At 72.5% G+C, this 24,784-nt stretch carries 25 protein-coding genes; 4 read left to right on the top strand and 21 right to left on the bottom strand.

Features of this window, described 5'->3' with window-relative positions; all coding sequences use genetic code 11:
• From carB to pyrR, 5 genes are read right to left on the bottom strand one after another with little or no spacing between them, the layout of a single operon-like run.
• On the bottom strand, positions 1-3,390 hold the full coding sequence (carB, locus tag O7627_RS13735; RefSeq protein ID WP_278093895.1) for a carbamoyl-phosphate synthase large subunit: 3,390 nt from the start codon (positions 3,388-3,390) through the stop codon (positions 1-3).
• Positions 3,383-4,624: a glutamine-hydrolyzing carbamoyl-phosphate synthase small subunit gene (gene carA, locus O7627_RS13730; RefSeq protein WP_278093894.1), complete on the bottom strand. Its 1,242-nt coding sequence runs from the start codon at positions 4,622-4,624 to the stop codon at positions 3,383-3,385. The genes carB and carA overlap by 8 nt, the downstream gene beginning before the upstream one ends.
• On the bottom strand, positions 4,621-5,904 hold the full coding sequence (locus tag O7627_RS13725; RefSeq protein ID WP_278093893.1) for a dihydroorotase: 1,284 nt from the start codon (positions 5,902-5,904) through the stop codon (positions 4,621-4,623). Before O7627_RS13725 ends, carA begins: the two co-directional genes overlap by 4 nt.
• A complete protein-coding gene (locus tag O7627_RS13720; RefSeq protein WP_278093892.1) occupies positions 5,904-6,830 on the bottom strand; it encodes an aspartate carbamoyltransferase catalytic subunit in 927 nt (308 codons plus the stop codon). The genes O7627_RS13725 and O7627_RS13720 overlap by 1 nt, the downstream gene beginning before the upstream one ends.
• Positions 6,827-7,411: a bifunctional pyr operon transcriptional regulator/uracil phosphoribosyltransferase PyrR gene (pyrR, locus tag O7627_RS13715; protein ID WP_278093891.1), complete on the bottom strand. Its 585-nt coding sequence runs from the start codon at positions 7,409-7,411 to the stop codon at positions 6,827-6,829. Before pyrR ends, O7627_RS13720 begins: the two co-directional genes overlap by 4 nt.
• Before the next feature lie 307 nt (positions 7,412-7,718).
• On the opposite strand from pyrR, the gene O7627_RS13710 reads away from it, so the two are divergent.
• On the top strand, positions 7,719-8,207 hold the full coding sequence (locus O7627_RS13710; RefSeq protein WP_278093890.1) for a transcriptional regulator: 489 nt from the start codon (positions 7,719-7,721) through the stop codon (positions 8,205-8,207).
• Positions 8,208-8,367: 160 nt separating this feature from the next.
• On the opposite strand, the gene nusB is transcribed toward O7627_RS13710, so the two are convergent.
• The 5 genes from nusB to O7627_RS13685 all read right to left on the bottom strand — a co-directional run bounded on the left by nusB (position 8,368) and on the right by O7627_RS13685 (position 11,623).
• Positions 8,368-8,778, bottom strand: a complete 411-nt coding sequence (nusB, locus tag O7627_RS13705; RefSeq protein ID WP_278098275.1) for a transcription antitermination factor NusB — start codon at positions 8,776-8,778, stop codon at positions 8,368-8,370.
• A 23-nt stretch (positions 8,779-8,801) separates the two neighbouring features.
• On the bottom strand, positions 8,802-9,359 hold the full coding sequence (efp, locus tag O7627_RS13700) for an elongation factor P (protein WP_278093889.1): 558 nt from the start codon (positions 9,357-9,359) through the stop codon (positions 8,802-8,804).
• Between the two features lie 81 nt (positions 9,360-9,440).
• Positions 9,441-9,872: a type II 3-dehydroquinate dehydratase gene (aroQ, locus tag O7627_RS13695; RefSeq protein ID WP_278093888.1), complete on the bottom strand. Its 432-nt coding sequence runs from the start codon at positions 9,870-9,872 to the stop codon at positions 9,441-9,443.
• Positions 9,869-10,966, bottom strand: a complete 1,098-nt coding sequence (aroB, locus tag O7627_RS13690) for a 3-dehydroquinate synthase (protein ID WP_278093887.1) — start codon at positions 10,964-10,966, stop codon at positions 9,869-9,871. The genes aroQ and aroB overlap by 4 nt, the downstream gene beginning before the upstream one ends.
• 111 nt (positions 10,967-11,077) lie before the next feature.
• Positions 11,078-11,623, bottom strand: a complete 546-nt coding sequence (locus O7627_RS13685; protein WP_278093886.1) for a hypothetical protein — start codon at positions 11,621-11,623, stop codon at positions 11,078-11,080.
• A gap of 76 nt (positions 11,624-11,699) precedes the next feature.
• Here O7627_RS13685 and O7627_RS13680 point away from each other — a divergent pair, with 76 nt between their 5' ends.
• Positions 11,700-12,191, top strand: coding sequence for a MarR family transcriptional regulator (locus O7627_RS13680; protein ID WP_278093885.1), 492 nt, complete (start codon positions 11,700-11,702; stop codon positions 12,189-12,191).
• Between the two features lie 143 nt (positions 12,192-12,334).
• On the opposite strand, the gene O7627_RS13675 is transcribed toward O7627_RS13680, so the two are convergent.
• On the bottom strand, positions 12,335-13,279 hold the full coding sequence (locus O7627_RS13675; RefSeq protein ID WP_278098274.1) for a YafY family protein: 945 nt from the start codon (positions 13,277-13,279) through the stop codon (positions 12,335-12,337).
• A 122-nt stretch (positions 13,280-13,401) separates the two neighbouring features.
• On the opposite strand from O7627_RS13675, the gene O7627_RS13670 reads away from it, so the two are divergent.
• Positions 13,402-14,130 carry an alpha/beta hydrolase gene (locus O7627_RS13670; RefSeq protein WP_278093884.1) on the top strand — a complete coding sequence of 243 codons (729 nt, stop codon included), beginning with the start codon at positions 13,402-13,404 and terminating at the stop codon, positions 14,128-14,130.
• Here the strand turns inward: O7627_RS13670 and O7627_RS13665 are convergent.
• From O7627_RS13665 to O7627_RS13655, 3 genes are read right to left on the bottom strand one after another with little or no spacing between them, the layout of a single operon-like run.
• The gene (locus tag O7627_RS13665) at positions 14,117-14,647 is read right to left on the bottom strand and encodes a shikimate kinase (protein WP_278098273.1); all 531 of its coding nucleotides are present in this window, start codon (positions 14,645-14,647) and stop codon (positions 14,117-14,119) included. The genes O7627_RS13670 and O7627_RS13665 overlap by 14 nt on opposite strands.
• Positions 14,648-14,652: 5 nt before the next feature.
• Complete coding sequence (gene aroC, locus O7627_RS13660; protein WP_278093883.1) at positions 14,653-15,831, bottom strand: chorismate synthase; 1,179 nt, start codon at positions 15,829-15,831, stop codon at positions 14,653-14,655.
• 46 nt (positions 15,832-15,877) lie between these two features.
• Positions 15,878-16,417 carry a MarR family transcriptional regulator gene (locus tag O7627_RS13655; RefSeq protein ID WP_278093882.1) on the bottom strand — a complete coding sequence of 180 codons (540 nt, stop codon included), beginning with the start codon at positions 16,415-16,417 and terminating at the stop codon, positions 15,878-15,880.
• 83 nt (positions 16,418-16,500) lie between these two features.
• Here O7627_RS13655 and O7627_RS13650 point away from each other — a divergent pair, with 83 nt between their 5' ends.
• The gene (locus O7627_RS13650; protein ID WP_278093881.1) at positions 16,501-17,793 is read left to right on the top strand and encodes a multidrug effflux MFS transporter; all 1,293 of its coding nucleotides are present in this window, start codon (positions 16,501-16,503) and stop codon (positions 17,791-17,793) included.
• A gap of 92 nt (positions 17,794-17,885) precedes the next feature.
• Here O7627_RS13650 and O7627_RS13645 read toward each other — a convergent pair whose 3' ends face one another.
• The 7 genes from O7627_RS13645 to O7627_RS13615 all read right to left on the bottom strand — a co-directional run bounded on the left by O7627_RS13645 (position 17,886) and on the right by O7627_RS13615 (position 24,777).
• Entirely contained in the window at positions 17,886-18,719 is an 834-nt protein-coding gene (locus O7627_RS13645) for a shikimate dehydrogenase (protein ID WP_278098272.1), read from the bottom strand.
• A 24-nt stretch (positions 18,720-18,743) separates the two neighbouring features.
• Positions 18,744-19,931: an endolytic transglycosylase MltG gene (mltG, locus tag O7627_RS13640; RefSeq protein ID WP_278093880.1), complete on the bottom strand. Its 1,188-nt coding sequence runs from the start codon at positions 19,929-19,931 to the stop codon at positions 18,744-18,746.
• Positions 19,932-20,390, bottom strand: coding sequence for a Holliday junction resolvase RuvX (ruvX, locus tag O7627_RS13635; RefSeq protein WP_278093879.1), 459 nt, complete (start codon positions 20,388-20,390; stop codon positions 19,932-19,934).
• A 68-nt stretch (positions 20,391-20,458) separates the two neighbouring features.
• Positions 20,459-23,140 carry an alanine--tRNA ligase gene (alaS, locus tag O7627_RS13630; protein WP_278093878.1) on the bottom strand — a complete coding sequence of 894 codons (2,682 nt, stop codon included), beginning with the start codon at positions 23,138-23,140 and terminating at the stop codon, positions 20,459-20,461.
• Complete coding sequence (locus tag O7627_RS13625; protein WP_278093877.1) at positions 23,137-23,442, bottom strand: hypothetical protein; 306 nt, start codon at positions 23,440-23,442, stop codon at positions 23,137-23,139. The genes alaS and O7627_RS13625 overlap by 4 nt, the downstream gene beginning before the upstream one ends.
• A gap of 16 nt (positions 23,443-23,458) precedes the next feature.
• On the bottom strand, positions 23,459-23,920 hold the full coding sequence (locus O7627_RS13620; RefSeq protein WP_278093876.1) for a DUF948 domain-containing protein: 462 nt from the start codon (positions 23,918-23,920) through the stop codon (positions 23,459-23,461).
• Positions 23,921-24,060: 140 nt separating this feature from the next.
• On the bottom strand, positions 24,061-24,777 hold the full coding sequence (locus tag O7627_RS13615) for a hypothetical protein (RefSeq protein WP_278098271.1): 717 nt from the start codon (positions 24,775-24,777) through the stop codon (positions 24,061-24,063).
• Positions 24,778-24,784: the final 7 nt, after the last annotated feature.

The raw sequence follows: 24,784 nt of genomic DNA, 5'->3' as shown, positions 1-24,784 counted from the left end.
TCACTCGGCGGCCCAGAGCGCGGCGTGCAGCTCCTGCAGCGGGCGGACCGACATGTCGCCGCGGATCAGCGCCTCGATCCCCATCACCGCCGCCGCGACCCCCGGCACCGTGGTCACACACGGGATGTCGGCGGTCACCGCCGCGCTGCGGATCTCGTACCCGTCGGAGCGGGCGCTGGCCCCCGAGCCCTGCGGCGTGTTCACCACCAGGGCCACCTCGCCGGCCGCGATCAGCGACACCGCGTCCCGGCCCGGACCGGACTGCCAGTGCTTGCGGATCAGCTCGCAGGCGATCCCGTGCCGGCGCAGCACCTCCCCGGTACCGGCCGTCGCGATGATCTCGAAGCCGAGGTCGGCCAGCCGCTTCACCGGGAAGATCATCCCGCGCTTGTCGCGGTTGGCCACCGAGACGAAGACCCGGCCGGTGGTCGGCAGCGACCCGTACACCGCCGCCTGCGACTTGGCGAACGCGTTGCCGAACGCCGGGTCGATCCCCATCACCTCGCCGGTGGACTTCATCTCGGGGCCCAGCAGCGAGTCCACGCCCTTCCCCGCCGGGGTGCGGAACCGCTTGAACGGCAGCACCGCCTCCTTGACCGCGATCGGCGCGCCGTCGGGCAGCGACCCGCCGTCGCCGACCGGTCGCAGCATCCGCTCGGCCCGCAGCTGCGCGATCGTCGCCCCGAGCATGATCCGGGCCGCCGCCTTGGCCAGCGGCACGGCGGTGGCCTTGGAGACGAACGGCACCGTCCGGGAGGCCCGCGGGTTGGCCTCCAGCACGTACAGGGTGTCGTCCTTGAGCGCGTACTGGACGTTGAGCAGCCCGCGTACGCCGATCCCGCGGGCGATCTGCTCGGTGTAGCGGCGGACCTCGGCCAGGTGCGAGCCGGCCAGGGTGATCGGCGGCAGCGCGCAGGACGAGTCGCCGGAGTGGATGCCGGCCTCCTCGATGTGCTCCATCACCCCACCGAGGTAGACCTCCCCGGTGGCGTCGCAGAGCGCGTCCACGTCGATCTCGATCGCGTCGTCGAGGAACCGGTCCACCAGCACCGGATGGTTCGGCGAGATGTCGGTGGCCCGGCCGATGTAGTCGGCGAGCGTCGGCTCGTCGTACACGATCTCCATGCCCCGCCCGCCGAGCACGTAGGAGGGGCGCACCAGCACCGGGTAGCCGATCTCGTCGGCGATCGTCTTGGCCTGTTCGAACGAGGTCGCGGTCCCGTGGGCGGGAGCGCGCAGGCCGGCCCGGCCGAGCACCGCGCCGAACGCGCCCCGGTCCTCGGCCAGGTGGATCGACTCCGGTGGGGTGCCGACGATCGGCAGTCCGGCGTCGGCCAGCCGCTGCGCCAGACCCAGCGGCGTCTGGCCGCCGAGCTGCACGATCACCCCGACCACGCCCGGCCCGCCGGCCGCCCGGCCGGACGAGTCCTCGGCGTGCCAGACCTCCAGCACGTCCTCGAAGGTGAGCGGTTCGAAGTAGAGCCGGTCGGCGGTGTCGTAGTCGGTGGAGACCGTCTCCGGGTTGCAGTTGACCATCACGGTCTCGTAGCCGGTACCGGCCGGGACCGACCCGGCGGCGCGGTCCGCGTCCGGTCCGGCCTTCAGCGCCATCACCGCGTGCACGCAGGAGTAGTCGAACTCGATGCCCTGGCCGATCCGGTTCGGCCCGGAACCGAGGATCAGCACCTTCGGCCGGTCCGAGCCGGCCACCTCCGTCTCCTCGTCGTAGGAGGAGTAGTGATAGGGAGTGGTGGCGGCGAACTCCGCCGCACAGGTGTCCACCGTCTTGTAGACCGGTCGCACCCCGAGCCGGTGGCGCAGCCGGCGTACCCCGTCCTCGGCCGCCAGTTCCGGTCGCAGCGCCGCCAACTGCCGGTCCGAGAGCCCGGCGCGCTTCGCCCGCCGCAACAGCTCCCCATCGAGTACGGGGGCAGCCACGATCTCGGCCCGCAGCTCGATCAGGGTGGCGATCTGGTCCAGGAACCAGGGATCGATGCCGCCGGAGGCGGCCGACACCTCGGCCACCGAGGCGCCCAGCCGCAGCGCCCGCTCCACGGTGTAGAGCCGCCCGTCGTGCGGGGTGCCCAGCGCCGCCAGGGTGGACTCGCGGGTGGCACCCGCCGGGTCCGGCACGGTCCAGAACCCCAGTGCCGAGGTCTCCATCGAGCGCATCGCCTTGTTCAGCGCCTCGGTGAAGTTGCGGCCCAGGCTCATCGCCTCGCCCACCGACTTCATCGTGGTGGTCAGCTCCGGGTCCGCGCCGGGGAACTTCTCGAACGCGAACCGGGGGATCTTCACCACCACGTAGTCCAGGGTCGGCTCGAACGCCGCCGGGGTCTTGCGGGTGATGTCGTTGGGGATCTCGTCGAGGGTGTAGCCGATCGCCAGCTTCGCGGCGATCTTGGCGATCGGGAAGCCGGTCGCCTTCGAGGCCAGCGCCGAGGAGCGGGAGACCCGCGGGTTCATCTCGATCACGACGAGTCGCCCGTCGACCGGGTTCACCGCGAACTGGATGTTGCAGCCGCCGGTGTCGACGCCGACCTCGCGCAGCACCGCGATGCCCAGGTCCCGCAGCCGCTGGTACTCCCGGTCGGTGAGCGTCATCGCCGGCGCCACGGTCACGCTGTCGCCGGTGTGCACGCCCATCGGGTCGAGGTTCTCGATGGAGCAGACGACCACCACGTTGTCGTGCCGGTCGCGCATCAGCTCCAGTTCGTACTCCTTCCAGCCGAGCACGCTCTCCTCGATCAGGACCTCGTGCACCGGGCTGGCGGCCAGCCCGGCCCCGGCGATCCGCTCCAGGTCGTCGTCGGTGTGGGCCATCCCGGAGCCGAGCCCGCCCATCGTGAACGACGGCCGGATCACCACCGGCAGACCCAGCTCGGCGACCGTGTCGCGGACCTCGTCCATCGAGTGGCAGACCCGGCTGCGCGGCACCAGCGAGCCGGGGTCGGCCAGGCCCAGCCGCTCCCCGGCCTGCGCCACGATCTGCTTGAACAGCTGCCGGTCCTCGCCGCGCCGGATGGCGTCGATGTCCGCGCCGATCAGCTCGACGCCGTACTTGGCCAGCACCCCGGATTCGTGCAGCGCCACCGCCGTGTTCAGGGCGGTCTGGCCGCCCAGGGTGGGCAGCAGGGCGTCCGGTCGTTCCCGGGCGATCACCAGCTCCACGAACTCCGGCGTGATCGGCTCGACGTAGGTGGCGTCGGCGAACTCCGGGTCGGTCATGATGGTCGCCGGGTTGGAGTTGACCAGGCTGACCCGCAGCCCCTCGGCCCGCAGCACCCGGCAGGCCTGGGTGCCGGAGTAGTCGAACTCGCAGGCCTGCCCGATCACGATCGGCCCGGAGCCGATCACCATGACGTGTCGCAGGTCGGTCCGCTTAGGCATGCCGGCCCTCACTCTGGTCGCCGTTCCGGTTGCCCTCGATCAGCTCGGCGAACCGGTCGAAGAGGTAGTCCGCGTCGTGCGGCCCGGCGGCCGCCTCCGGGTGGTACTGCACGGTGAAGGCCGGCACGTCGCGGGCCCGCAGCCCCTCCACCACGTTGTCGTTGAGGCAGACGTGGCTGATCTCCACCCCGCCGAACTCGGTCTCGATCAGCCGGTCCGGCACCACCGCGCCGGGCCGGTCGCCCGCTGCCTCCTCGCGGCCCGGCCAGCCGACCGCACCGGGCTGGTTGTCGCGGCCCGGCCAGGCGACCGCGAAGCCGTGGTTGTGGGAGGTGACCTCGACCTTGCCGGTGACCCGGTCGAGCACCGGCTGGTTGATGCCGCGGTGGCCGTACCCGAGCTTGTAGGTGCCGAAGCCCAGCGCCCGGCCGAGGATCTGGCTGCCGAAGCAGATGCCGAACAGCGGGATCCGCCGGCGCAGCACCTCGGCGGCGAGCGCCACCGGGTGCGCGGCGGTGGCCGGGTCACCCGGGCCGGGCGAGAAGAAGACCGCGTCGGCGCCGGTGGCCAGCAGGTCGTCCAGGCTCGCGGTGGCCGGCAGCACGTGGGTGGTGACCCCCCGGGCCGCCAGCCGGCGCGGCACGTTGCGCTTGATGCCCAGGTCCACCGCGGCCACCGTGAACCGGTGCTCCCCCTGCGCCGGCACCGTGTACGCCGCCCGGGTGGTCACCTCGGCCGACAGGTCCGCGCCCACCATCGCCGGCGACTCGCGGACCCGGCGCAGCAGCGCCTGCGGGTCGTCGTCGAGGCTGGAGACGCCGACCCGCATCGCGCCGCGTTCGCGCAGGTGCCGGGTCAGCGCCCGGGTGTCGATCCCGCAGATGCCGACCACCCCCTCGGTCGCCAGCCGGTCCTCCAGGCCGCCGGTGGCCCGCCAGTTCGAGCCGACCCGGGCCGGGTCGCGGACCACGTAGCCGGCCACCCAGATCCGGTCGGACTCGTCGTCCTCGCCGTTGACCCCGGTGTTGCCGATGTGCGGCGCGGTCTGCACCACCACCTGCCGGTGGTAGGACGGGTCGGTGAGGGTCTCCTGGTAGCCGGTCATGCCGGTGTTGAAGACGGCCTCGCCGAAGGTCTCCCCCACGCTGCCGTACGACTCGCCCCGGAAGGTGCGGCCGTCCTCCAGCACCAGGATCGCCGGCCGGCGCCGGCCGCGCTCTGCTCCGCCGGTCACCGGACCGCCTTTCCGTCCAGCACGGTCGGCTCGCCGTGCAGGAAGGTCGCGACGATCCGGCCCGGCAGCTCCATCCCGGCGTACGGGGTGTTGCGGCTGCGGCTGGCCAGCTCCGCCGGGTCGACGGTGCGCCGGGCGGCCGGGTCGACCAGGGTGAGGTTCGCCGGCACGCCCGGTGCCGGGTCCCGGCCGTGGTCGGTGAGCCCGGCGATCCGGGCCGGCACCCGCGCCATCCGCTCGGCGATCAGGTCCCACCTCTCCCCCAGCACCGACAGCAGCACCGGCAGCGCGGTCTCCAGGCCGAGCATGCCGGGCCGCGCGTACGCCCACTCGCACTCCTTGTCCTCCAGGGTGTGCGGGGCGTGGTCGGTGGCGACCACGTCGATGATCCCCTCGGCCAGCGCGGCCCGCAGCGCGGCGACGTCGGCGCCGGTGCGCAGCGGCGGATTGACCTTGAAGACCGGGTCGTAGCCGGTGGTGAGCTCGTCGGTGAGCAGCAGGTGGTGCGGGGTGACCTCGGCGGTGACCCGCACGCCGCGCGCCTTGGCCTGGCGTAGCAGGTCGACGCTGCCGGCGGTCGAGACGTGGCAGACGTGCAGCCGGCTGCCGACGTGCTCGGCGAGCAGCACGTCCCGGGCGATGATCGCCTCCTCGGCCACGGCCGGCCAGCCGGTCAGGCCGAGCCGGACCGAGACCTCCCCCTCGTGCATCTGGGCGCCCTCGGTCAGCCGCGGCTCCTCGGCGTGCTGGGCGATCACCCCGTCGAAGGCCTTGACGTACTCCAGTGCCCGGCGCATCAGCCGCGGGTCGGCGACGCAGTGCCCGTCGTCGGAGAAGATCCGCACCCGGGCGGCCGAGCTGGCCATCGCGCCCAGCTCGGCGAGTTGGCCGCCGGCCAGTCCGACGGTGACGGCGCCGATCGGCTGCACGTCCACCAGGCCGGCCTCCCGGCCGAGCCGCCACACCTGCTCGACCACGCCGGCGGTGTCGGCGACCGGCGAGGTGTTGGCCATCGCGCAGACGGCGGTGTAGCCGCCGAGGGCGGCGGCCCGGGAACCGGAGGCCACCGTCTCGGCGTCCTCCCGGCCCGGCTCGCGCAGGTGGGTGTGCAGGTCCACCAGGCCGGGCAGGGCGATCAGCCCGTCGGCGTCGACGATGCCGGCCCGGCCGGTGGTCAGGCCGCGTCCGACCTCGGCCACCACGCCGTCGCGGATCAGCAGGTCGGTCGGGTCGGCGCCGAGGATCCGGGCCCCCCTGATCAGGTACGTGCTCTCGGGCACTACTGGTTCCTTCCGCCTAGCAGCAGGTAGAGGACGGCCATCCGCACTGACACGCCGTTGGCGACCTGCTCAACGATGGTGGACCGGGCCGAGTCGGCGACCTCGGGTGCGATCTCCATGCCCCGGTTCATCGGCCCCGGGTGCATCACGATGGCGTGCTCCGGCAGCCGGCGCATCCGCGGTCCGTCCAGGCCGTAGCGGCGGGCGTACTCGCGGGCCGAGGGGAAGTAGGAGTCGGCCATCCGCTCCCGCTGCACCCGCAGCATCATCACCACGTCGGCACCGGGGAGTACCGAGTCCAGGTCGTAGGAGACCGCCGCGTCGGGCGCCAGGGCCGCCGCCACGTCGACCGGGATCAGGGTGGGCGGGCCGACCAGGGTCACCTTGGCGCCCAGGGTGGAGAGCAGCAGCACGTTGGAGCGGGCCACCCGGCTGTGCAGCACGTCGCCGACCACGGCGACGTGCAGGCCGGCGAGCCGGCCCAGCCGGGACCGCATCGTGTACGCGTCGAGCAGCGCCTGGGTGGGGTGCTCGTGGGTGCCGTCGCCGGCGTTGAGCACCGAGCCGTCGATCCAGTTGGCGAGCCGGTGCGGGGCGCCGGAGGCCGGGTGCCGGATCACCACCGCGTCGGCGCCCATCGCCTGCAGGGTGAGCGCGGTGTCCTTGAGGCTCTCCCCCTTGGAGACGCTCGACCCCTTGGCCGAGAAGTTGATCACGTCGGCGGAGAGCCGCTTGGCGGCCGCCTCGAACGAGATCCGGGTCCGGGTGGAGTCCTCGTAGAAGAGGTTGACCACGGTCCGGCCGCGCAGGGTGGGCAGCTTCTTCACCTCCCGCCCGGCCACGGTCGCCATCTCGGCGGCGGTGTCCAGGATCCGGGTGGCGGTGGCAGCGTCCAGGTCGGCTCCGGAGAGCAGGTGCCGGATCACCGGTGGGTTCCCCCGATCAGTCGTACCTCGTCGGTGCCGTCGGTCTCGGCGAGCGTGACCTTCACGCTCTCGGCCAGCGCGGTGGGGATGTTCTTGCCGACGTAGTCGGCCCGGATCGGCAGTTCGCGGTGGCCGCGGTCGACGAGCACCGCCAGCTGCACCGAGCTGGGGCGGCCGAGGTCGGCCAGCGCGTCCAGGGCGGCCCGGACGGTCCGACCGGAGAAGAGGACGTCGTCGACGAGGATCACCCGCCGCCCGTCCACCCCGCCGGCGGGCACCTCGGTCGGGCCGACCGCGCGGGTGGCGTTGCGGCTCAGGTCGTCGCGGTAGAGGGTGATGTCGAGCACACCGACCGGGACCTGGATGCCCTCGAAGGTGTTGATCCGGTCGGCCAGCCGGCGGGCCAGCGGAACCCCCCGGGTGGGGATGCCGATCAGCACAGCGTCGGCGGCGCCCTGGGTCTTCTCGAGAATCTGGTGTGCCATCCGGTCCACCACGCGCTGGAGATCGGCGCTGGTCAGGATGGCCTTCACTGACGGTGGCGAGGCCACCGGGGGCCGGGCAGCCTGCGGGTAGGCCACGGCGGACCTCCTTCCCCGCCTCACGGGACGGGTCGTTAAAGGATGTCTGTCCGGTCCGCCCCGCCACGAGCTGCCGGGCCGAACCGATTGGCTACGTTACCAGTGCCTACGACCGGCGGGCCGGCGCCCCGCTGACCGCCGAGTCAGGCAACGAAAACGCGAAAGGACAGGGGGAAAAAGGGAAATCTACCCACGTTCTAGCCAACGGGTAGGTAAGTAGCACTTGACCCCGTGTCCCAATCCCCGTACCGTCACGCTCCGTAGCGACCGCTGGGGAGATCCCCGAGCCAGCACTGGGAGTGTCCGAATGCCCTCTGAATACGCCAAGTCTTTGGGCGCCCGCCTGCGCTCCATCCGCCAGCAGCAGGGGCTCTCCCTGCAGGGGGTGGAGGAGAAGTCAAACGGGCGTTGGAAAGCGGTGGTCGTCGGCTCGTACGAGCGGGGTGACCGCGCGGTCACGGTGTCCCGCCTGGCCGAGCTCGCCGACTTCTACCGCGTTCCCGTGGCCGAACTGCTGCCCGACGGCAGCGGGGTACGCCACGAGCCAACCAACAAGATCGTGCTCGACCTGGAGCGGCTCTACGACGAGGCGTCCGAGGAGCTCGCCTACGTCGCCCGCTACGCCCGGGCCATCCAGCAGCAGCGGGGTGACTACAACGGGCGGGTGCTGTCGATCCGCGCGGACGACCTGCGGGCGCTCGCGATCGTGTACGACGCCTCTCCGTCCGGTCTGATCGAGCGGTTGACCGAGCACGGTGTTCTCGTCGCCGACCCCAGGGCGCTGTTCGCCTCCTGAGCGCCGGCCACCGGCCTGCCGGATCCGTCATCGACGGGTCCGGCAGGCCGGTGTGCGCTTCCGGGGTGCCAGCGGGTGGGCCGGCCGACCCGGGCCGGGGGCGCGCCACGCCGGGTCGGCCGCCCGTGCGCCGGGGGCGCCCCGTACGACGCCGGCCGGCTCAGCGGGTGGCGTACTCGGCGATCCGGCCGAGGATGCCGTTGAGGTAGCGGGGTGAGTCGTCGGTGGACATCTGGCGGGCCAGCTCGACGGCCTCGGTGATCGCCACCGCGTCGTCGATCTCGTCCAGGTAGAGCAGCTCGTAGACGGCGATCCGGGCCAGGTTCCGATCGACCACCGGCATCCGGTCCAGCGTCCAGCCCTCGGCGTAGCTGCCGATCAGCTCGTCGATCCGGTCCAGGTGCCCGGCCACCCCCTCGACCAGCCCGATCGCGTAGTCCAGGTGCTCGGGGCGGGGCTGCTCCAGCCGGCGCAGGTAGCCGGTGAGCACCTCGGCCGGCGGCAGATCGCGCAGATCGGCCTCGTAGAGCACGTCAAGTGCCCGCTTGCGCGCCTTGCGGCGGGCCGGCATCGGCGATTTGGCGCCTTCGGCCATCAGGAGCGGCCGAGGTAACGGCCGTCGCGGGTGTCGACCTTGATCTTCTCGCCGGTGGTGATGAAGAGCGGCACCTGGACGGTGGCGCCGGTCTCCACGGTGGCGGGCTTGTTGCCGCCGGTGGAGCGGTCCCCCTGCAGGCCCGGCTCGGTGTAGGTCACCTCGAGCACGACGCTTGTCGGCAGCTCGATGTAGAGCGGGACGCCCTCGTGGGTGGCGACGGTCGCCTCCGCCTCGGGCAGCAGGTAGTTGGCGGCCTCGCCGACCGTGCCGCCCGGCACCGGGATCTGGTCGAAGGTCTGCAGATCCATGAAGACGTAGTCCTCACCGTCGGCGTAGAGGTACTGCATGGTGCGCTTGTCGACGGTCGCCGTCTCGACCTTGGTGCCCGCGTTGAACGTCTTGTCGACGACCTTGCCGGAGAGCACGTTCTTCAGCGTGGTGCGCACGAAGGCACCGCCCTTGCCGGGCTTGACGTGCTGGAACTCCACGACGGTCCAGAGCTCGCCGTCGAGGTTGAGGACCAGACCGTTCTTGAGGTCGTTGGTGGTGGCCATTTCCTGCCTTGCTCTTCAATTGGCGGACGGACCCGGCAAGTCTACTAGGAGGCCCAGTTGATCATGAGCCGCCGGTCGGCCTCAGGCCGGCCGCTGGGCCAGGTGCCGCAGGGCGAGCAGGTAGCCGTCCACGCCGAGCCCGGCGATCACCCCGGTCGCCACCGCGGAAACCACCGAGTGGTGCCGGAACTGCTCCCGGGCGTGGATGTTGGAGATGTGCACCTCGACCAGCGGGGCCTGCAGCATCGCGCAGGCGTCCCGGACTGCGTACGAGTAGTGCGACCAGGCCCCGGGGTTGAGCACCACGGCCGCCTGCTCGTCGGCCGCCGCGTGCAGCCAGCCCAGCATCTCGGCCTCCGCGTCGGTCTGCCGGACGGTGACGTCCAGGCCGAGCGCCTGCCCCTCCTGCTCGCAGCGCTCGACCAGCTCGGCGTAGCTGGTCACGCCGTACACGTCGACCTGCCGGCTGCCCAGCCGCCCGAGGTTGGGGCCGTTGAGCACGTACACCCTCACGCTGCCACCGCCCGGTCGTCGGCGACCTCGGCCAGGAACGCCGCGCGCAGCTCCTCGTCGTCCGGTCCGGACAGCACGCCCGGTCGGGCCAACCCGTCGAGCACCACGAAGCGCAGCCGGCTGCCGCGGGCCTTCTTGTCGACCCGCATCGCGGCCAACAGGTCCGGCCAGGCCGCCGCCGGATAACCGGTGGGCAGCCCGAGCAGGTTCAGCACGGACCGGTGCCGGTCGGCGGTCGGCGCGTCCAGCCGGCCGGTCCGCCGGCCCAGCGCCGCCGCGTAGATCAGGCCCACGGCGACCGCGTGCCCGTGCCGCCAGCGGTACCCCTCGACCTTCTCGATCGCGTGCGCCAGGGTGTGGCCGTAGTTGAGGATCTCCCGCTGGCCGGACTCGTACAGGTCGCCGGAGACCACGGCCACCTTCACCCGGATCGCCCGCTCGATCAGCTCGCGCAGCACCGGCTTGCCCGCGTCGGCGGCGCCGGCCGGATCGGCCTCGATCAGGTCGAGGATCGCCGGGTCGGCGATGAAGCCGCACTTGACCACCTCGGCCAGGCCGGCGACCAGATCGACCGGCGGCAGCGTGTCCAGCATGGACAGATCACAGAGCACCCCGGCCGGCGGGTGGAACGCGCCGACCAGGTTCTTGCCGGCCGACGAGTTCACCCCGGTCTTGCCGCCGACGGCCGCGTCGACCATGCCGAGCAGCGAGGAGGGCACCGGCACCCAACGGACCCCGCGCAGCCAGCAGGCGGCCACGAAGCCGGCCAGGTCGGTCAGGGCGCCGCCACCGATCCCGACCACGGCGTCGGTGCGGGTGAAGCCGGCCGCGCCCAGCCGGTCCCAGCAGGCGGCGGCCACCTCGATGTCCTTGCCCGCCTCGGCGTCCGGCACCTCGATCGGCACCGGTTCGACTCCGGCGGACCGCAGCCGGTCGGCGACCGCGCCGGCCCGGTCCCCCAGCGCCGGGGTGTGCAGGACGGCCACCCGGGCCGCGCCGACGACCAGCTCCGGCAGCTCGGCCAGCAGGTCCCGGCCGACCAACACGTCGTACGGCCGTTCGCCGCCCACCGGGATCCGGGTAATCTGCTCCATGGTCGCTGAGCCTAGACGCGGTTCCGGGCGACGGAGCAGCGGGACGGCGTCACGCGCCCCGGCCGGCGGTGTAGCCGGCGGATGGATGGGTCCGGCGGCGGTCCGCGGCGCTCAGGTCGAGGATGCGGATACCCGCGTGGTGGCGGCTCCCCGTTGTCGCACGGTCAAGGTACGCGCGACCCCGACCATCCACAGGAACGTGAAGGCGATCACCGTCGGGTTCTTCACGCTGACGAACACGGCTGTCACCAGGTCCTGTCGATGGTCGGGCACCCACCGGTCGATGGCGACGGTGGGCAGGATGTCCAGGACGATGAAGGCGACCGCCAGGACGACGAGTTGGAACCAGAGATCCCGGGCGTGCTCACCGAGCCCAGCAGCCAACCGCCGCCAGCTCTCGGCGGGAGTCAGGTCGGACAGGCCGACCTCCCGGACGGCCAGGCGAAGGATGAGATAGATCAGGAGCAGCCGGGCCAACCCGCTGACAATCTCGCCGCCGATCTGGAGGGCGACTGGAAGATCATCGCCGTGTTGGATCGCGACGTAACGCTGCCCGGCCGGAACCAGCGACAGCCCGAACACGAGCCAGAAGTGCCGGGCGTAGAACCCTGCCGCCCACCGCGCCGCTGTCGCGCTAAGCCTGAGACCCGTTCGCATGACACCGACCTCCCGTCGATATACTTCAGTGAGACGTATAATTCACCGTACCGAACTATTCGTGAGAGTGAAATACATGACGGTCAGCGGAGCGGACCTCGGTTGGGAACTCAGCACGGCGATCGTGCTGTTCCATGAGGCGATCGCGCGCCGGCTCGGGCTGAACGCGGCCGAGCACAAAGCACTGGGTTTGATCATCCGCAGCGGGCCGTTACCGACGGGAGCGTTGGCACCGCAACTCGGCGTCGGGCTCAGCACCGTCACCGGGATCGTCGACCGGTTGGAGCGGGCGGGGTACGTCCGCCGTGGGCCCGATCCCGCCGACCGGCGACGGGTGCTCGTCAGTGCCGATCCGTCCCGAATCCCCGACCTCACCGGCGTCTTCGCCGACCTGAGCCGGGAGATGGGCGCCTTCATGAGCCGGTACGACGAACGAGAGATGGCTGCGGTGATCGACTACATCGGCAACACGATCCGGGTTCTGAAGGCCCAGACGGCTCGACTCACCGCCCAGGGCGGCGACGACAGCGCCGGCCTCCCGGCCAGATCGACGCGGGACGGCGGATAGCGGCCGATGCCGGCAGCGCGGCCAGCGGGTGCCGGCCGACCAGAACGTCGTACGGCCGGTCGCTGCCGACCGGGATCCGGGTCATCTGCTCGATGGCTGATGAGCCTGGACGCGGTTCCGGACGACGGGGTAGCGGGACGGCGTCACGCGCCGCCGGCGGGACGGGCTTCGGCGTAACCGGCGAACCGGGCGGCGTACCCGGTGACGGCGGTGCGCAGCTCCTCGGGACGCAGGATGGTGAACGGCCAGCCCAGCCCGGCGAGCAGCTGGGCCATCCCGGTCAGGTCCTGGGCGCGGGTCCGCATCAGCACCCCGTCGGCCGACTCGGTCAGCTCGGCGACGGTGGCCGGGATCCGGCGGCGGGCCTGGGCCGGATCGGTCTCCAGCAGCACCTCCACCTCCCACCGGTACGGCACGGCGGCCAGCGACCGGGTGACGTGGCCGACCGGGTCGAAGCCGGCCGGCACGGTGAATCCGGTCGGCAGGACCTCCACCGAGCTGATCCGGTCCAGCCGGAAGGTGCGTACCTCGGCCCGGCGGTGGTCGTGTCCCGTGACATACCAGCGGCCGGCGTGGAAGACCAGTCCGTACGGGTCGAGCTCGCGTAGTGAGACCTCGCCCCGCCAGGACCGGTAGCTGAGACTGACCCGGCTGCGGTCCCGGCTGGCCGCGCCGAGGGTGAGCAGGGTGCCGGTGGCCGGGCGGGCGGTGGCCGGCCGGGCCCGGGTGGTGAAGCCGAGGCTCTCCTGCACCCCGGCCAGCCGCTCCGCCAGGGCCGCCGGCAGCACCCGGCGGATCTTGGCCAGGGCCGATGCGGTGGCCGGCGCCTCGGTGCCGAGCCCGATCCGGTCTGCCGCGACCAGGCCGAGCACGACCGCGGCGGCCTCGTCGTCGGTGAGCATCAGCGGCGGCAGCCGGTAGCGGGGGGCCAGCCGGTAGCCGCCGTACCGACCCCGCGCGGCGACCACCGGGATGCCGAGGTCGGCGAGGGTGCCGGCGTACCGGCGCACGGTCCGCTCGTCCACTCCGAGCCGGGCGCCGAGGTCGGCACCGGTGAGCCGGTGGTGGCTCTGCAGCAGTTCGAGCATCGCCAGCACCCGGCCAGCGGCATGTGGCACCGGTCACACTCCTTATCCGGACCGAAGTCGTCCGGATAAGAGTCTACGGTCGGCTCCGATCCACCCCGCGAGCAACAGCTGAAGGAGACGAGATGGCGTCATTCGTACTGGTTCCCGGCTTCTGGCTGGGCGGCTGGGCCTGGTCGGCGGTCTCCGACCGGCTGCGGGCCGCCGGCCACGACGTGCACCCGGTCACCCTCACCGGCGTCGGCGACCGCGCCCACCTGGCCGGTCCCCAGGTCACCCTGGAGACCCACGTCGACGACCTGGTCGGGCTGATCGAGTCGGCCGACCTGCGGCAGGTGATCCTGGTCGGGCACTCCGGCGGCGGGATGCCGGCCTGCCTGGCCGCGCAGCGCGTGCCGGAGCGGATCGCCCGGCTGATCTACCTGGAGAGTGGGCCGCTGCCGGACGGCGTCTCCCAGTTCGACACCAACCCGCCGGCCGAGCGGGACCGGCTGCGCGCGCTGATCGGTTCCGGTCACCTCCTGCCACCGCCGCCGTGGCAGCCGGCGGACGACCCGGCGAATCTCGCCGGCCTGGACGACCAGGCGTTGACGACGTTGCGGGAGCGGACGACGCCGCACCCGGTACGGGCGGCCACCGACCCGGTCCGGCGGACCGGTCCGCTCCCGGTGCCGACCGCACTGATCGCCTGCACGTTCCCGCTGGCGCAGGTGCGGGAGCTGATCGCGCAGGGTCACCCGTACTTCGCCGAGCTGGCCGACGCCGACCTGTACGCGCTGCCCACCGGGCACTGGCCGATGTTCAGCAAACCGGACCGGCTGGCCGACCTGCTCGACGGGATCAGCGGTCCTTGAGGACCGCCGCGATCTCCTCGGCGACCTGCCGCGGGGTCCGGCCGTCGGTCACCACCGTCACGGTGGCGACCTGCGTGTAGAGCGGGCGCCGCTGGTCGAGCAGGTGCTTGAGGGTGGCCCGGGGGTTTATCGCCAGCAACGGCCGGCCGGCCCCGAGGCCGACCCGGCGGACCGCATCCGGCAACTCGACGGACAGATACACCACGGTGTGCCCGGCCAGCGCCGCCCGGGTCGACTCGGCGAGGATCGCTCCGCCCCCGAGGGCGAGCACCCCGTCGAAGGAGGCCAGCGCCGCCGCCACGGCGGCCGCTTCCAGGGTACGGAAGTGCGCCTCGCCGTCGTCGACGAAGATCTCCGGGATCGGCTTTCCCGCCTGGGCCTCGATGTCGCCGTCGGTGTCCCGGAAGGCCACCCCGAGCAGGGCGGCCAGGGCCTGTCCGGTGCTGGTCTTACCGGAGCCCGGCGCCCCGACCAGCACACAGACCGGCGCGCTCGCGCCGGCCTCCGTCCCGGCCAGACCCGTCACCGGATCACCAGGTGGTCGAGGTAACCGGCGAGGTTGCGGCGGATCTCGACGACCGAGTCACCGCCGAACTTCTCGGTCGCCGCCTCCGCCAGCACCAGGGCCACCATCGCCTCGGCGACCACCGCGGCGGCCGGCACCGCGCAGACGTCGGAGCGCTGGTTGATCGCGGTGGCCGGCTCGCCGGTGGCGACGTCGACGGTGCCCAGCGCCCGGTTCAGCGAGGAGATCGGCTTCATCGCGGCCCGGACCCGCAGCGGCTCGCCGGTGGTGATGCCGCCCTCCAGCCCGCCGGCCCGGTCGGTGACCCGCCGGACGCCGGTGGCGGTGGGCACGATTTCGTCGTGCGCGACCGAGCCCCGGGAGCGGGCCTGCAGCCAGGCGTCGCCGATCTCCACGCCCTTGATCGCCTGGATCGAGGTGAGGGCGGCGGCCAGCCGGGCATCCAGTTTGCGGTCCCACTGCACGTGGCTGCCGAGCCCCGGCGGCACGCCGTAGGCCAGCACCTCGACGATCCCGCCGAGGGTGTCGGCGTCCTTCTTGGCGGCGTCGACCTCGGCCACCATCCGGGCACTGGCCTCCGGGTCGAGGCAGCGCAGCGGGTCGGCGTCGACCCGCTCCGCGTCCTCGGGGCGGGGCTGCAGGCCGGGCTTGGCGGCGACCGACCCGAGTTCGACGACGTGCGAGACGATCTCGATGCCGAGCGCCTGGCGGATCAGCTCGCGGGCCACGGTGCCGACCGCGACCCGGGCCGCGGTCTCGCGGGCGCTGGCCCGCTCCAGGATCGGCCGGGCGTCGGTGTGGCCGTACTTCTGCATGCCGGCCAGGTCGGCGTGGCCGGGTCGGGGACGGGTGAGCGGCGCGTTGCGGGACTGGCTGGCCAGCTCCGCCGGGTCGACCGGGTCGGCCGCCATCACGGTCCGCCACTTCGGCCACTCGGAGTTGCCGACCCGGACCGCGACCGGGCTGCCGAGCGTCACGCCGTGCCGGATGCCGCCGATGATCTCGATCTCGTCCTGCTCGAAGCTCATCCGGGCGCCCCGGCCGTAGCCGAGCCGGCGCCGGGAGAGCTGGCGGACGATCTCGGCACTTGTCACCTCGACCCCCGCCGGGACGCCCTCCAGGACCGCGACCAGGGCCGGGCCATGGGACTCACCTGCGGTCAACCAGCGCAACACGGAAACTTCCCCTCTCAGGCGACGCCGGCGGGCGCACGCACGGCGATCAGTCTGGCACGCCGCCGGCCGGCCCCGGCGGGCCGCCCGGATCGTCCCGCCCTGCGGACCCGCCGCCGGCCGGACCGCCCGGTTCGGCGACCACGGCGATCAGGTCGACGAGGTCACGCAGGTGGCCGGCGGCGCGGACGATCTCGTCCCGGGCCGGCCGGTCGAGCCGGCGCAGGGCGGCGACGACCAGTTCCCGGCGCTGGGCCGTGTACTCGGCGATCCGGTCGTGGGCGAGCGCGGTCAGCCCGAGCCGGACCACCCGGCGGTTGCCCGGATCGCGGCCGCGCTCCAGCAGCCCGGCCCCGGCCAGCTCACCGACCAGGGTGCTCACCGTGTTCGGCGCGGTACGCAACCGGTCGGCCGCCTCCTTCACGCTGATCCCCGGCTCCCGTTCGACCAGCCGGAGCACCTCCGCCTGGGCGTCCGGCAGCGGGGTGCGGCCGAGCCGGCCGCTCACGCTCCGGCGCAGCACGCGGTGCAGGTCACCGAGGGCGTCCGCCAGTTCGGCGGCGGCCGCCACGGTCGGGTCATCGATCACCGGGGGTCGTCCATTTCACATCCCAACAGCTCTGTATCCAGAGCTATTGTCGCGGGTGGGAGCAGAGTTTGGGGGTACCAATCGTGCCGTACACGCCAGGTCGGGGCGCGCCCGACCTGGCGCCGTCGGCGGCCGGCCGGACCGTGGACCGGGCACCCGGGCAGCCACCGTCGCGCCCGGCCAGCGCACCCGAAGGGCGCCGGGCGGCACTGACCCTGCTGGTCCTGCTCGGTTCGCTCACCGCCATCGGTCCGCTCTCGCTGGACATGTACCTGCCGGCGTTCCCCGAGATGACCGTCGAGTTCGGCGCCACCGAGACCCGGATCCAGCTCTCCCTCACCAGTTGCCTGGTCGGCATCGCCCTCGGCCAGTTCGTCACCGGGCCGCTCAGCGACCGTTGGGGCCGCCGCACGCCGGTGCTGCTCGGCCTCGCCGGGTACGCCGTCTTCTCGCTGCTCTGCGCGTTCGCGCCGAGCCCGGAGACGCTCACCGGGCTGCGGCTGGCGCAGGGCTTCACCGGCGGGATGGGGGTGGTCGTCGCCCGTGCCGTCGTCCGCGACCGCTACGCCGGCACCGCCGCCGCGAAGTACTTCTCCCGGCTGACCCTGGTGTTCGGGGTGGCACCGATCGCCGCGCCCGCCTTCGGCAGCCTGGTACTGCGGTTCGCCTCGTGGCGCGGGGTCTTCGTCGCGCTCACCGTCATCGGCGTCGGGCTTGCCGCCGCCGCCGCGTGGCGGCTGCCGGAGACCCTGCCCCGCACCCGCCGCAGCCGGGGCGGGCTGGCGGCCACCGCCGCCACCATGCGGACGGTGCTGGCCGACCCCGGGTTCGTCGGCTACGCCCTCACCCAGGGGCTGGCGTTCGCCGGGCTGTTCGCGTACATCTCCGGGTCGTCGTTCGTGTTCCAGGAGGTCTTCGACGTCCCGGACGGAACCTACAGCCTGATCTTCGGGCTCAACGCGGTCGGGCTGATCGCGCTCGGCCAGCTCAACGCCCGGCTGCTGGACCGCTTTCCGCCCCGCACGCTGCTCACCGCGACGCTCGTCGCCGGGCTGCTGGCCGCCGCCGCCCTGATCGGCGCGGCGCTGATCGGCAGCCTGGTGCTCTTCGCCGTCGCGCTGTTCGGCTACGTGGCCACCATCGGCATGGTGATGCCGAACGGCACCGCGCTGGCCCTGGAGGCGCACGCCGGCCGGGCCGGTACCGCCGCCGCCCTGCTCGGCGCCTTCCAGTCGATGATCGGGGCACTGGCCGCGCCGCTGGTCGGGCTCGGCGGATCCGGCAATGCGCTGCCGATGGCGGTGGTGGTCTGCGGCTGCGCCGCGGCGTCCCTGCTGGGCGCGCTCACCCTGACCCGCCGCCGCGTCGCCACCTGAGGTACTGGAGAAGTCGGGCTGACAGCCCGTCAGGAGGTCAGCGGTCAGCGGTGCCGGTAGCCGGGCGCTGGTCAGGCCGGTGGGCCAGGCGGTCAGTCGGGTGGGCGGGTCGCCGCCGCGAGGGCGGCCGACATCGCCGGCACCGGGGCGGGGACGCCGGTGAACTGCTCGAACTGGCCGACCGCCTGGGCCAGCAGCAGATCGAGGCCGGAAACCACCGGGCAGCCGGCCGCGGCGGCCACCGCCGCCAGCGGGGTCGGCCAGGGTACGTAGACCACGTCGAAGAGCACCGTCTCCGGGCGGGTGAAGATCGCCGCGTCGGCCAACTGATCGGCCGCCCCCCGGGGCACCGTGGAGATCAACACCTCGGCACCGGCGAGCGTCGCCGCGTCCGCCCAGTCCAGGACCTCGGTGCACAACCCCAGCCCGTCGGCCACCCCGGCCAGGTCCAGGCCGGCCGCTCGACGGCGGACACAGATGGAGACCCGCTCGGCACGCAACCGGGCGGCGGCGGCCAGTGCCGCGCGGGCCGTCCCGCCGGCCCCGAGCAGCGCGAACCGTGCCCCGGGACGGACCCCGGCCTCGGTCAGCACGGCCACCATGCCGGTGACGTCGGTGTTGTCGGCGAACCAGGAGCCGTCCGGCCGGCGGACCAGGGTGTTGGCGGCACCGACCGCCGCCGCGACGGGCGCCACCTCGGTGGCGACCGTGAGCGCCACCTCCTTCAGCGGCATGGTCAGCGACAGGCCGGCCCACTCGGGGCCGAGGCCGGCCACCAGGTCCGGCAGCTCGGCCTCCGCGCACTCCACCGCCGTGTACGACCAGCCGGTCAGCCCGGCCGCCCCGTACCCGGCGTTGTGGATCACCGGGGAGAGCGAGTGGCCGATCGGCTTGCCCAGCACCGCGGCCCGGCGCGGGGCCGGCAGCGGCCCGGTCACCGGGTCACCGGCTCAGAGCACACCGTTCTCTCTCGCCTTCTGGACGTTCTGCTCGTGTTCGGCGTTGGTCTCGGCAAAGGCCGACTTGCCGTTCTTCTCGATCGCCACGAAGAACAGCCACTTGCCCGCCGGCGGGTCCATGGCCGCCTCCATGGCCAGCTTGCCCGGGTTGTTGATCGGGCCGGGGATCATCCCCTCGAGCTTGCGGTTGTACGGGTTCTTCGGGTTGTCCAGCTCCGCGGCTGTCATCTCCCCCGACGACTTGGTCGGCTTGCCGGTCGCCTCCAGCCAGTAGTTGACCGTGACGTCCATCTCCAGGCATCCACAGAAGAAGTCGCCGCTGTAGACCCGGTTGTAGGCGACCCGGGCCACCTTGCCGAGGTCCTCGGGGATGCCGGCCTCGGCCTGCGCCAGCGAGGCGACGATGAGCGCCTCGTACGGGGAGACCCCGCCGCGTTCGGCCTCCACCCGCTCGACGAACTTCATCTCCTCGGCCACGCTGAGGAAGTTCTGCACCATCAGCTCGAGCAGGCTCTCGGCGGTGACGTTCGGTTCCAGGTCGTAGGTGTCCGGGTAGAGGAAGCCCTCGACCGACCCGGCGGCCTTCTTGCCGTCGGTGCGGTTGAACCAGAACTCCGGCACGCCGAGCGCGATCGGGTCCTTCGCCGCCTGCTCGAACTCCGCCAGCGGGATCTCGGTCGCCTCGGAGAGCAGTTTCAGCACCTGTTTGGTGGTGCGCCCCTCCGGGATGGTGACCCGGTTGGAGACCTTGTTCTTCAGGTCCAGCAGCATCGACAACGCCGTGTCGGCCGACATCTCCTTGCGGACGATGTAGAAGCCGGGCTGGATGTTCTGGCTGAGCGAGTTCTCCTGGGCGGCGTTGATGAACGCCTTCGCGCTCTTGACCACCCCGGCGGTGACCAGGGTGTTGCCGATCTCGGTGGCGGTGTCGCCGGCCTTGACCTCGATGGTCACCTCGCCCGTGCCGCCGCCGTCGTAGTCGGGCGCGGAGAACATCCCCTGCACCCGGTCGAAGCCGTACCAGGCGGCGCCGCCAAGGACCCCGAGCAGGACGAACGCCATGAGCAGTGACACGACGGTCTTGCCCCGCCCGCCGGACTTCCGCCGTCGGGTGCCGCGGTGGCGCCGCCGCCCCTTCTCCTCGCGCTCGTCGAACGCGAGCTCAAGTTCGTCGATCATCTAGGTCCGCCTCCGCTGCGCGTCCAGCCAGCTCTGCAGGATCTCCACCGCGGCCGCCTGATCGACCACGGCGCGTTGGCGCCTTCCCCGGACGCCTCGCTCGGACAGCCTACGACTAGCCACCACCGTCGACATCCTCTCGTCCACCAAACTCACCCGCACTGGTGCGATGACCTCGGCCAAACGTCTGGCATACGCGCTGACCTGGGTGGCCGCCGGGCCGTGTCGGCCGGCCAGGTTGACCGGCAGGCCGACCGCCACCTCGACGGCTGCGTGGAATTCAACGAGACGCGCGAGTTCCGAGATATCAGCCGGAATCCCCTCATTTACGGTCGTAACGTCGCGGGCCAGGGTCACCAACGGGGTGGCCAGGATGCCGTCCGGGTCCGAGACAGCCACCCCGACCCGGACCTGGCCGACATCGACGCCGAGCCGTACGCCTCGTGAGAAGTCACTCATCCGCGGCTACCGAACCTCCCGATCAGTGGTACGGGCGCCCGCGCCGGATGGTTCAACGAGCGGCCCGGTCACGCGTCGGCAAGCGCCTTCTCGACCGCGGTCAACAGGTTCGGCGCCTCCGCCGCCGGCAGCCCGCCGCCCTGCGCCAGATCGGCGTTGCCGCCGCCCCGACCGGAGAGCGCGCCCTTGACCAGATCGGCCGCCGACAGCCCCCGCGCCTTCGCCGCCGCGTTGAGCGCGACCACCAGCGACGCCTTGCCGCCGGAGCGGGCGGCCACCGCCACCACCGCCGGCCGGGCCGGGTCGACCTTGCCCCGGATCTCCTGCGCGAGGGTCCGTACGTCGTTGCCGCCGGCACCCTCCGGCGCCTCGGTGCCGACGTAGGCCACCCCGCGCACGTCCCGGGCCTGCGCCGCCAGCGCCGCCGCCCCACCCAGCACCAGCTGGGCGCGCAGCTTCTCCAGCTCCTTCTCGGCGTCGCGCAGCTGGGTCACGGTCTGCTCCACCCGGTCGGCCACCTGGTCGGTGGGGACCCGGTACAGCTCCGCCAGCCGGGACACCAGCAGGTGCTCCTTGGCCAGGAACCGGAACGCGTCGATGCCGACCAGCGCCTCGACCCGGCGCACGCCCGAGCCGATCGACGACTCGGAGAGGATCTTCACCAGGCCGAGCTGGCCGGAGCGCGCCACGTGGGTGCCGCCGCACAGCTCCCGGGCGTAGTCGCCGACCTCGACGACCCGCACCTCGTCGCCGTACTTCTCGCCGAAGAGCGCCATCGCACCGAGCCGGCGGGCCTCTTCCTGCGAGGTGATGAACGCGTGCACCTCCAGGTCGGCCAGGAGCACCTCGTTCACCTGCTGCTCCACGTCGACGAGCACGCTCGGCGCCACCCCGGTCGGGGTGTTGAAGTCGAACCGCAGCCGGCCCGGCGCGTTCAGCGACCCGGCCTGGGTGGCGGACTCGCCGAGGAAGTTGCGCATCGTCTGGTGGACCAGGTGGGTGGCGGTGTGCGACCGGGAGATCGCCCGCCGCCGGGTGATGTCGATCTCCGCCAGCCCGCCCTCTCCGCTGCGCACCTCGCCGCGCAGCACCCGGGCCTTGTGCACGATCAGCCCCGGCACGGGCTGCTGCACGTCCAGGATCTCCAGCTGGCCACCGCCGACGGTGATCAGACCCTGGTCCGGCTGCTGGCCGCCGCCCTCGGCGTAGAACGGGGTGGCGTCCAGCACCAGCTCCACCAGGTCGCCCTCGCCGGCCGCGGCGAGCGCCCCGCCGGTGCCGTCGAGCAGCGCCCGGACCCGGGACTCGCGGGAGACCTCGGTGTAGCCGGTGAACTCCACCGGTCCGCCGTCGTCGAGCACCGACCGGTACGCCGACACGTCGGTGTGGCCGGTCTTGCGCGCCCGCGCGTCGGCCTTGGCCCGGGACCGCTGGTCGGCCATCAGCCGCCGGAAGCCGTCCTCGTCCACCGTGAGGCCCTGCTCGGCGGCGATCTCCAGGGTCAGGTCGATCGGGAAGCCGTACGTGTCGTGCAGCTGGAACGCCTTCTCCCCCGACAGCGCCGCGCCGCCGGACGAGCGGGTCTGCGCGAGCGCGGTGTCGAGGATCGTGGTGCCGGCCCGCAGCGTGGACAGGAACGCCTCCTCCTCCGCGTACGCGTACTGCGAGATCCGGTCGAAGTCGGTCGCCAGCTCCGGGTACGACGGCGACATGCAGTCCCGGGCCACCGGCAGCAGCTCGGGCAGCGCCCGGTCCTGCCAGCCGAGCAGCCGCATCGCCCGGATCGCCCGCCGCATGATCCTCCGCAGCACGTAGCCGCGGCCCTCGTTGCCCGGGGTCACCCCGTCCCCGATCAGCATCAGCGAGGTGCGGACGTGGTCGGCGATCACCCGCAGCCGTACGTCGTCCGGGTGCGACTCGTGCGCCGCGTGCCCGGACCGCGAGCCGTACCGCTTGCCGGTCAGCTCCGCCGCCCGGTCCAGGATCGGCCGCACCTCGTCGATCTCGTAGAGGTTGTCGACGCCCTGCAGGATCGAGGCGATCCGCTCCAGGCCCATGCCGGTGTCGATGTTCTTCGCCGGCAGGTCCCCGACGATTCGGAAGGTCTCCTTGTCGACCACATCGGTGATCTCGAACTGCATGAAGACGAGGTTCCAGTACTCCAGGTAGCGGTCCTCGTCGACCTCGGGGCCGCCGTCCGGCCCGTACGCCGGGCCACGGTCGTAGTAGAGCTCCGAGCAGGGGCCGGCCGGACCGGGAATCCCCATCGACCAGAAGTTGTCCTTCTTACCCCGGCGCACGATCCGCTCGACCGGCACCCCGGTCTGCCGCCAGATCTCGAATCCCTCGTCGTCGTCGAGGTAGACGGTCGCCCAGATCCGCTCCGGATCCAGCCCGAAGCCGCCCTGCTCCACCGGCTTGGTGGACAGCTCCCAGGCCAGCGGGATGGCGCCCGCCTTGAAGTAGTCGCCGAAGGAGAAGTTGCCGTTCATCTGGAAGAACGTGCCGTGCCGGCTGGTCTTGCCCACCTCGTCGATGTCCGGCGTCCGGATGCACTTCTGCACGCTCGCGGCCCGCTGCCACGGCGGGGTGCGCTGGCCGAGGAAGTACGGCACGAACTGAACCATGCCCGCGTTGATGAACAACAGGTTCGGATCAGAGATGGCGGGCAGCGGAGCGGACGGCACCACGGCATGGCCGTTGGCCTCGAAATGCGCGAGGAACCGCCGCTTGATCTCCGCCGTCTTCATCGTGCGCCTTCCTCCGGAAAGATCTCCTGGTCGCCGATCCGCGGGTCGTCCCGCAGCTCGGCGAACTGGTCGTCGAACGCGACGCCCTCGGCGAACGCGTCATGGATCTGCTGCTCCCGCTCCGCCATGCCGAGCCGGACGTCCTCCACGAAGCTACGCAGCGCCTCGACCGCGCCGCCAGCGGATTCCGACAGGGAGCCGGCGATGCCGCCGGGGGTGAACGACTGCGCGGTACGGGTCATCTTGCGCACCACCAGGGCGCCGACGGCCAGGCCCACGCCCAGCCAGAGCAACCGCTTCATCTTGGCGCTACCTCCGTCAGCGGTTGCCGCGCCGGCTCGCCCGGCGCTGCTGCTTGAGTGTGGTCCGGACCTCGCGCTCGGTCTCGGCGTGCCGGCGGGCGGCTGCCGCCCGGCGCACGCCGTACCCGAAGGCGGCGACCTTGACCAGCGGATTCGCCGCCGCGGCCGAGACCACGGTGGCGAGGTTCGCGACGTTCGCGGTGACGTTCTGCGCGTGGCCGGTCATCGTGTCGATCTTGGCCAGCTGGATGTTCACCCCGTCCAGCGAGGTGTGCACCTGCTCCAGCGCGGTGTTCACGTTCGCCACGGTGGTGTTGACGTTGCCGAGGATCGGCCCCGCCTGGTCGTTCAGGTCGTTGATGGCCCGGGTCGCCGCGTCGACGGTGTGCCGCAGTCGCAGGATGGGCACGGCCAGCACGATCACCAGCATCAGGAACGCGCCGGCCGCGACGAGCGCGGCGATCTGTCCAGGGTTCACCCGAGTCCTCCTCTACCGAACAATCCGAATCGCGACCGTGTTACCCAGGCCCGTGGCCCGGCTACCACCGGCGGACCCGCCACCTCAGGTCGCCGCCCCGACGCACCATGCAGACCCTACCGTCCGTGACGATCGGTCCGTCAGGACGGTGACGGAGTCAGCTCCTGCAGCGGGTCGTCGGTGAAGATCGGATCGGGATCCTCCCCGGTGAAGGAGGGGTCGATGCTCGGCTGGGGCCGCAACCGCTCGTCGTCGATCGCGTTGCGGACCTTCACCGACACCACCGAGCCGTCGCACTCGTCGGTGCCCGGCAGCTGCTGGTCGGCCGGCGGTTCCCCGGCGGACTCCGGCGGCGCCCCGGAGGGGTCGGCGGTCGGGTCCACCGTGGGACGGCCCCGCAGCGGGTCGGCGGCGCAGGCCGGTGCCCGGACCCACAGGTCGAGGGTCAGCTCGTCGCGCTGCCAGCAGGTGTAGCTTCCCTCCACCGGCTGCTCCGGGCAGTAGCCGGCCGGCTTCCAGGAGCGCCAACCATCGGCCACCAACGCCTGCTGGTAGGCCTGGGCCGTCTCGACCGGCGACCGCTGCGACTCGACGTTGCGCTCCCGGAACCGGCAGTCGATCAGGCACCAGCGGCTCCCGCTGACCCCGTCCACCGTCTGCTCCGCCGCCCACGCCGGCACCGCCAGCGAGTCCAGCGAGGTGAACACCGGGTCCCGGGTCGCGGTCCGGATTCCCATGTAGACCGGAACCGCCGCGACCAACGCCACCAGCACCAGCGCCAACGCGACCAACCGGAGCCGCTTCTTCTCGCGGATCTGGCGGCGGACCTCGGAGCGGGCACCGTCGAAGGTGCTCATCCGGGCG

The sequence above is a fragment of the Solwaraspora sp. WMMD1047 genome (assembly GCF_029626155.1).
GTDB lineage: Bacteria > Actinomycetota > Actinomycetes > Mycobacteriales > Micromonosporaceae > WMMD1047.
The sequence above is the reverse complement of the archived record's forward strand: the minus strand, read 5'-3'. Positions and strand labels throughout refer to the sequence as shown.

Bases quoted from the DNA above. Each gene is read 5' to 3' on its own strand.
- carB (WP_278093895.1), bottom strand. From the start codon at position 3,390: ATGCCTAAGCGGACCGACCTGCGACACGTCATGGTGATCGGCTCCGGG.
- O7627_RS13710 (WP_278093890.1), top strand. From the start codon at position 7,719: ATGCCCTCTGAATACGCCAAGTCTTTGGGCGCCCGCCTGCGCTCCATC.
- nusB (WP_278098275.1), bottom strand. From the start codon at position 8,778: ATGCCGGCCCGCCGCAAGGCGCGCAAGCGGGCACTTGACGTGCTCTAC.
- efp (WP_278093889.1), bottom strand. From the start codon at position 9,359: ATGGCCACCACCAACGACCTCAAGAACGGTCTGGTCCTCAACCTCGAC.
- aroB (WP_278093887.1), bottom strand. From the start codon at position 10,966: ATGGAGCAGATTACCCGGATCCCGGTGGGCGGCGAACGGCCGTACGAC.
- O7627_RS13685 (WP_278093886.1), bottom strand. From the start codon at position 11,623: ATGCGAACGGGTCTCAGGCTTAGCGCGACAGCGGCGCGGTGGGCGGCA.
- O7627_RS13680 (WP_278093885.1), top strand. From the start codon at position 11,700: ATGACGGTCAGCGGAGCGGACCTCGGTTGGGAACTCAGCACGGCGATC.
- O7627_RS13675 (WP_278098274.1), bottom strand. From the start codon at position 13,279: ATGCTCGAACTGCTGCAGAGCCACCACCGGCTCACCGGTGCCGACCTC.
- O7627_RS13670 (WP_278093884.1), top strand. From the start codon at position 13,402: ATGGCGTCATTCGTACTGGTTCCCGGCTTCTGGCTGGGCGGCTGGGCC.
- mltG (WP_278093880.1), bottom strand. From the start codon at position 19,931: ATGATCGACGAACTTGAGCTCGCGTTCGACGAGCGCGAGGAGAAGGGG.
- ruvX (WP_278093879.1), bottom strand. From the start codon at position 20,390: ATGAGTGACTTCTCACGAGGCGTACGGCTCGGCGTCGATGTCGGCCAG.
- alaS (WP_278093878.1), bottom strand. From the start codon at position 23,140: ATGAAGACGGCGGAGATCAAGCGGCGGTTCCTCGCGCATTTCGAGGCC.
- O7627_RS13625 (WP_278093877.1), bottom strand. From the start codon at position 23,442: ATGAAGCGGTTGCTCTGGCTGGGCGTGGGCCTGGCCGTCGGCGCCCTG.
- O7627_RS13615 (WP_278098271.1), bottom strand. From the start codon at position 24,777: ATGAGCACCTTCGACGGTGCCCGCTCCGAGGTCCGCCGCCAGATCCGC.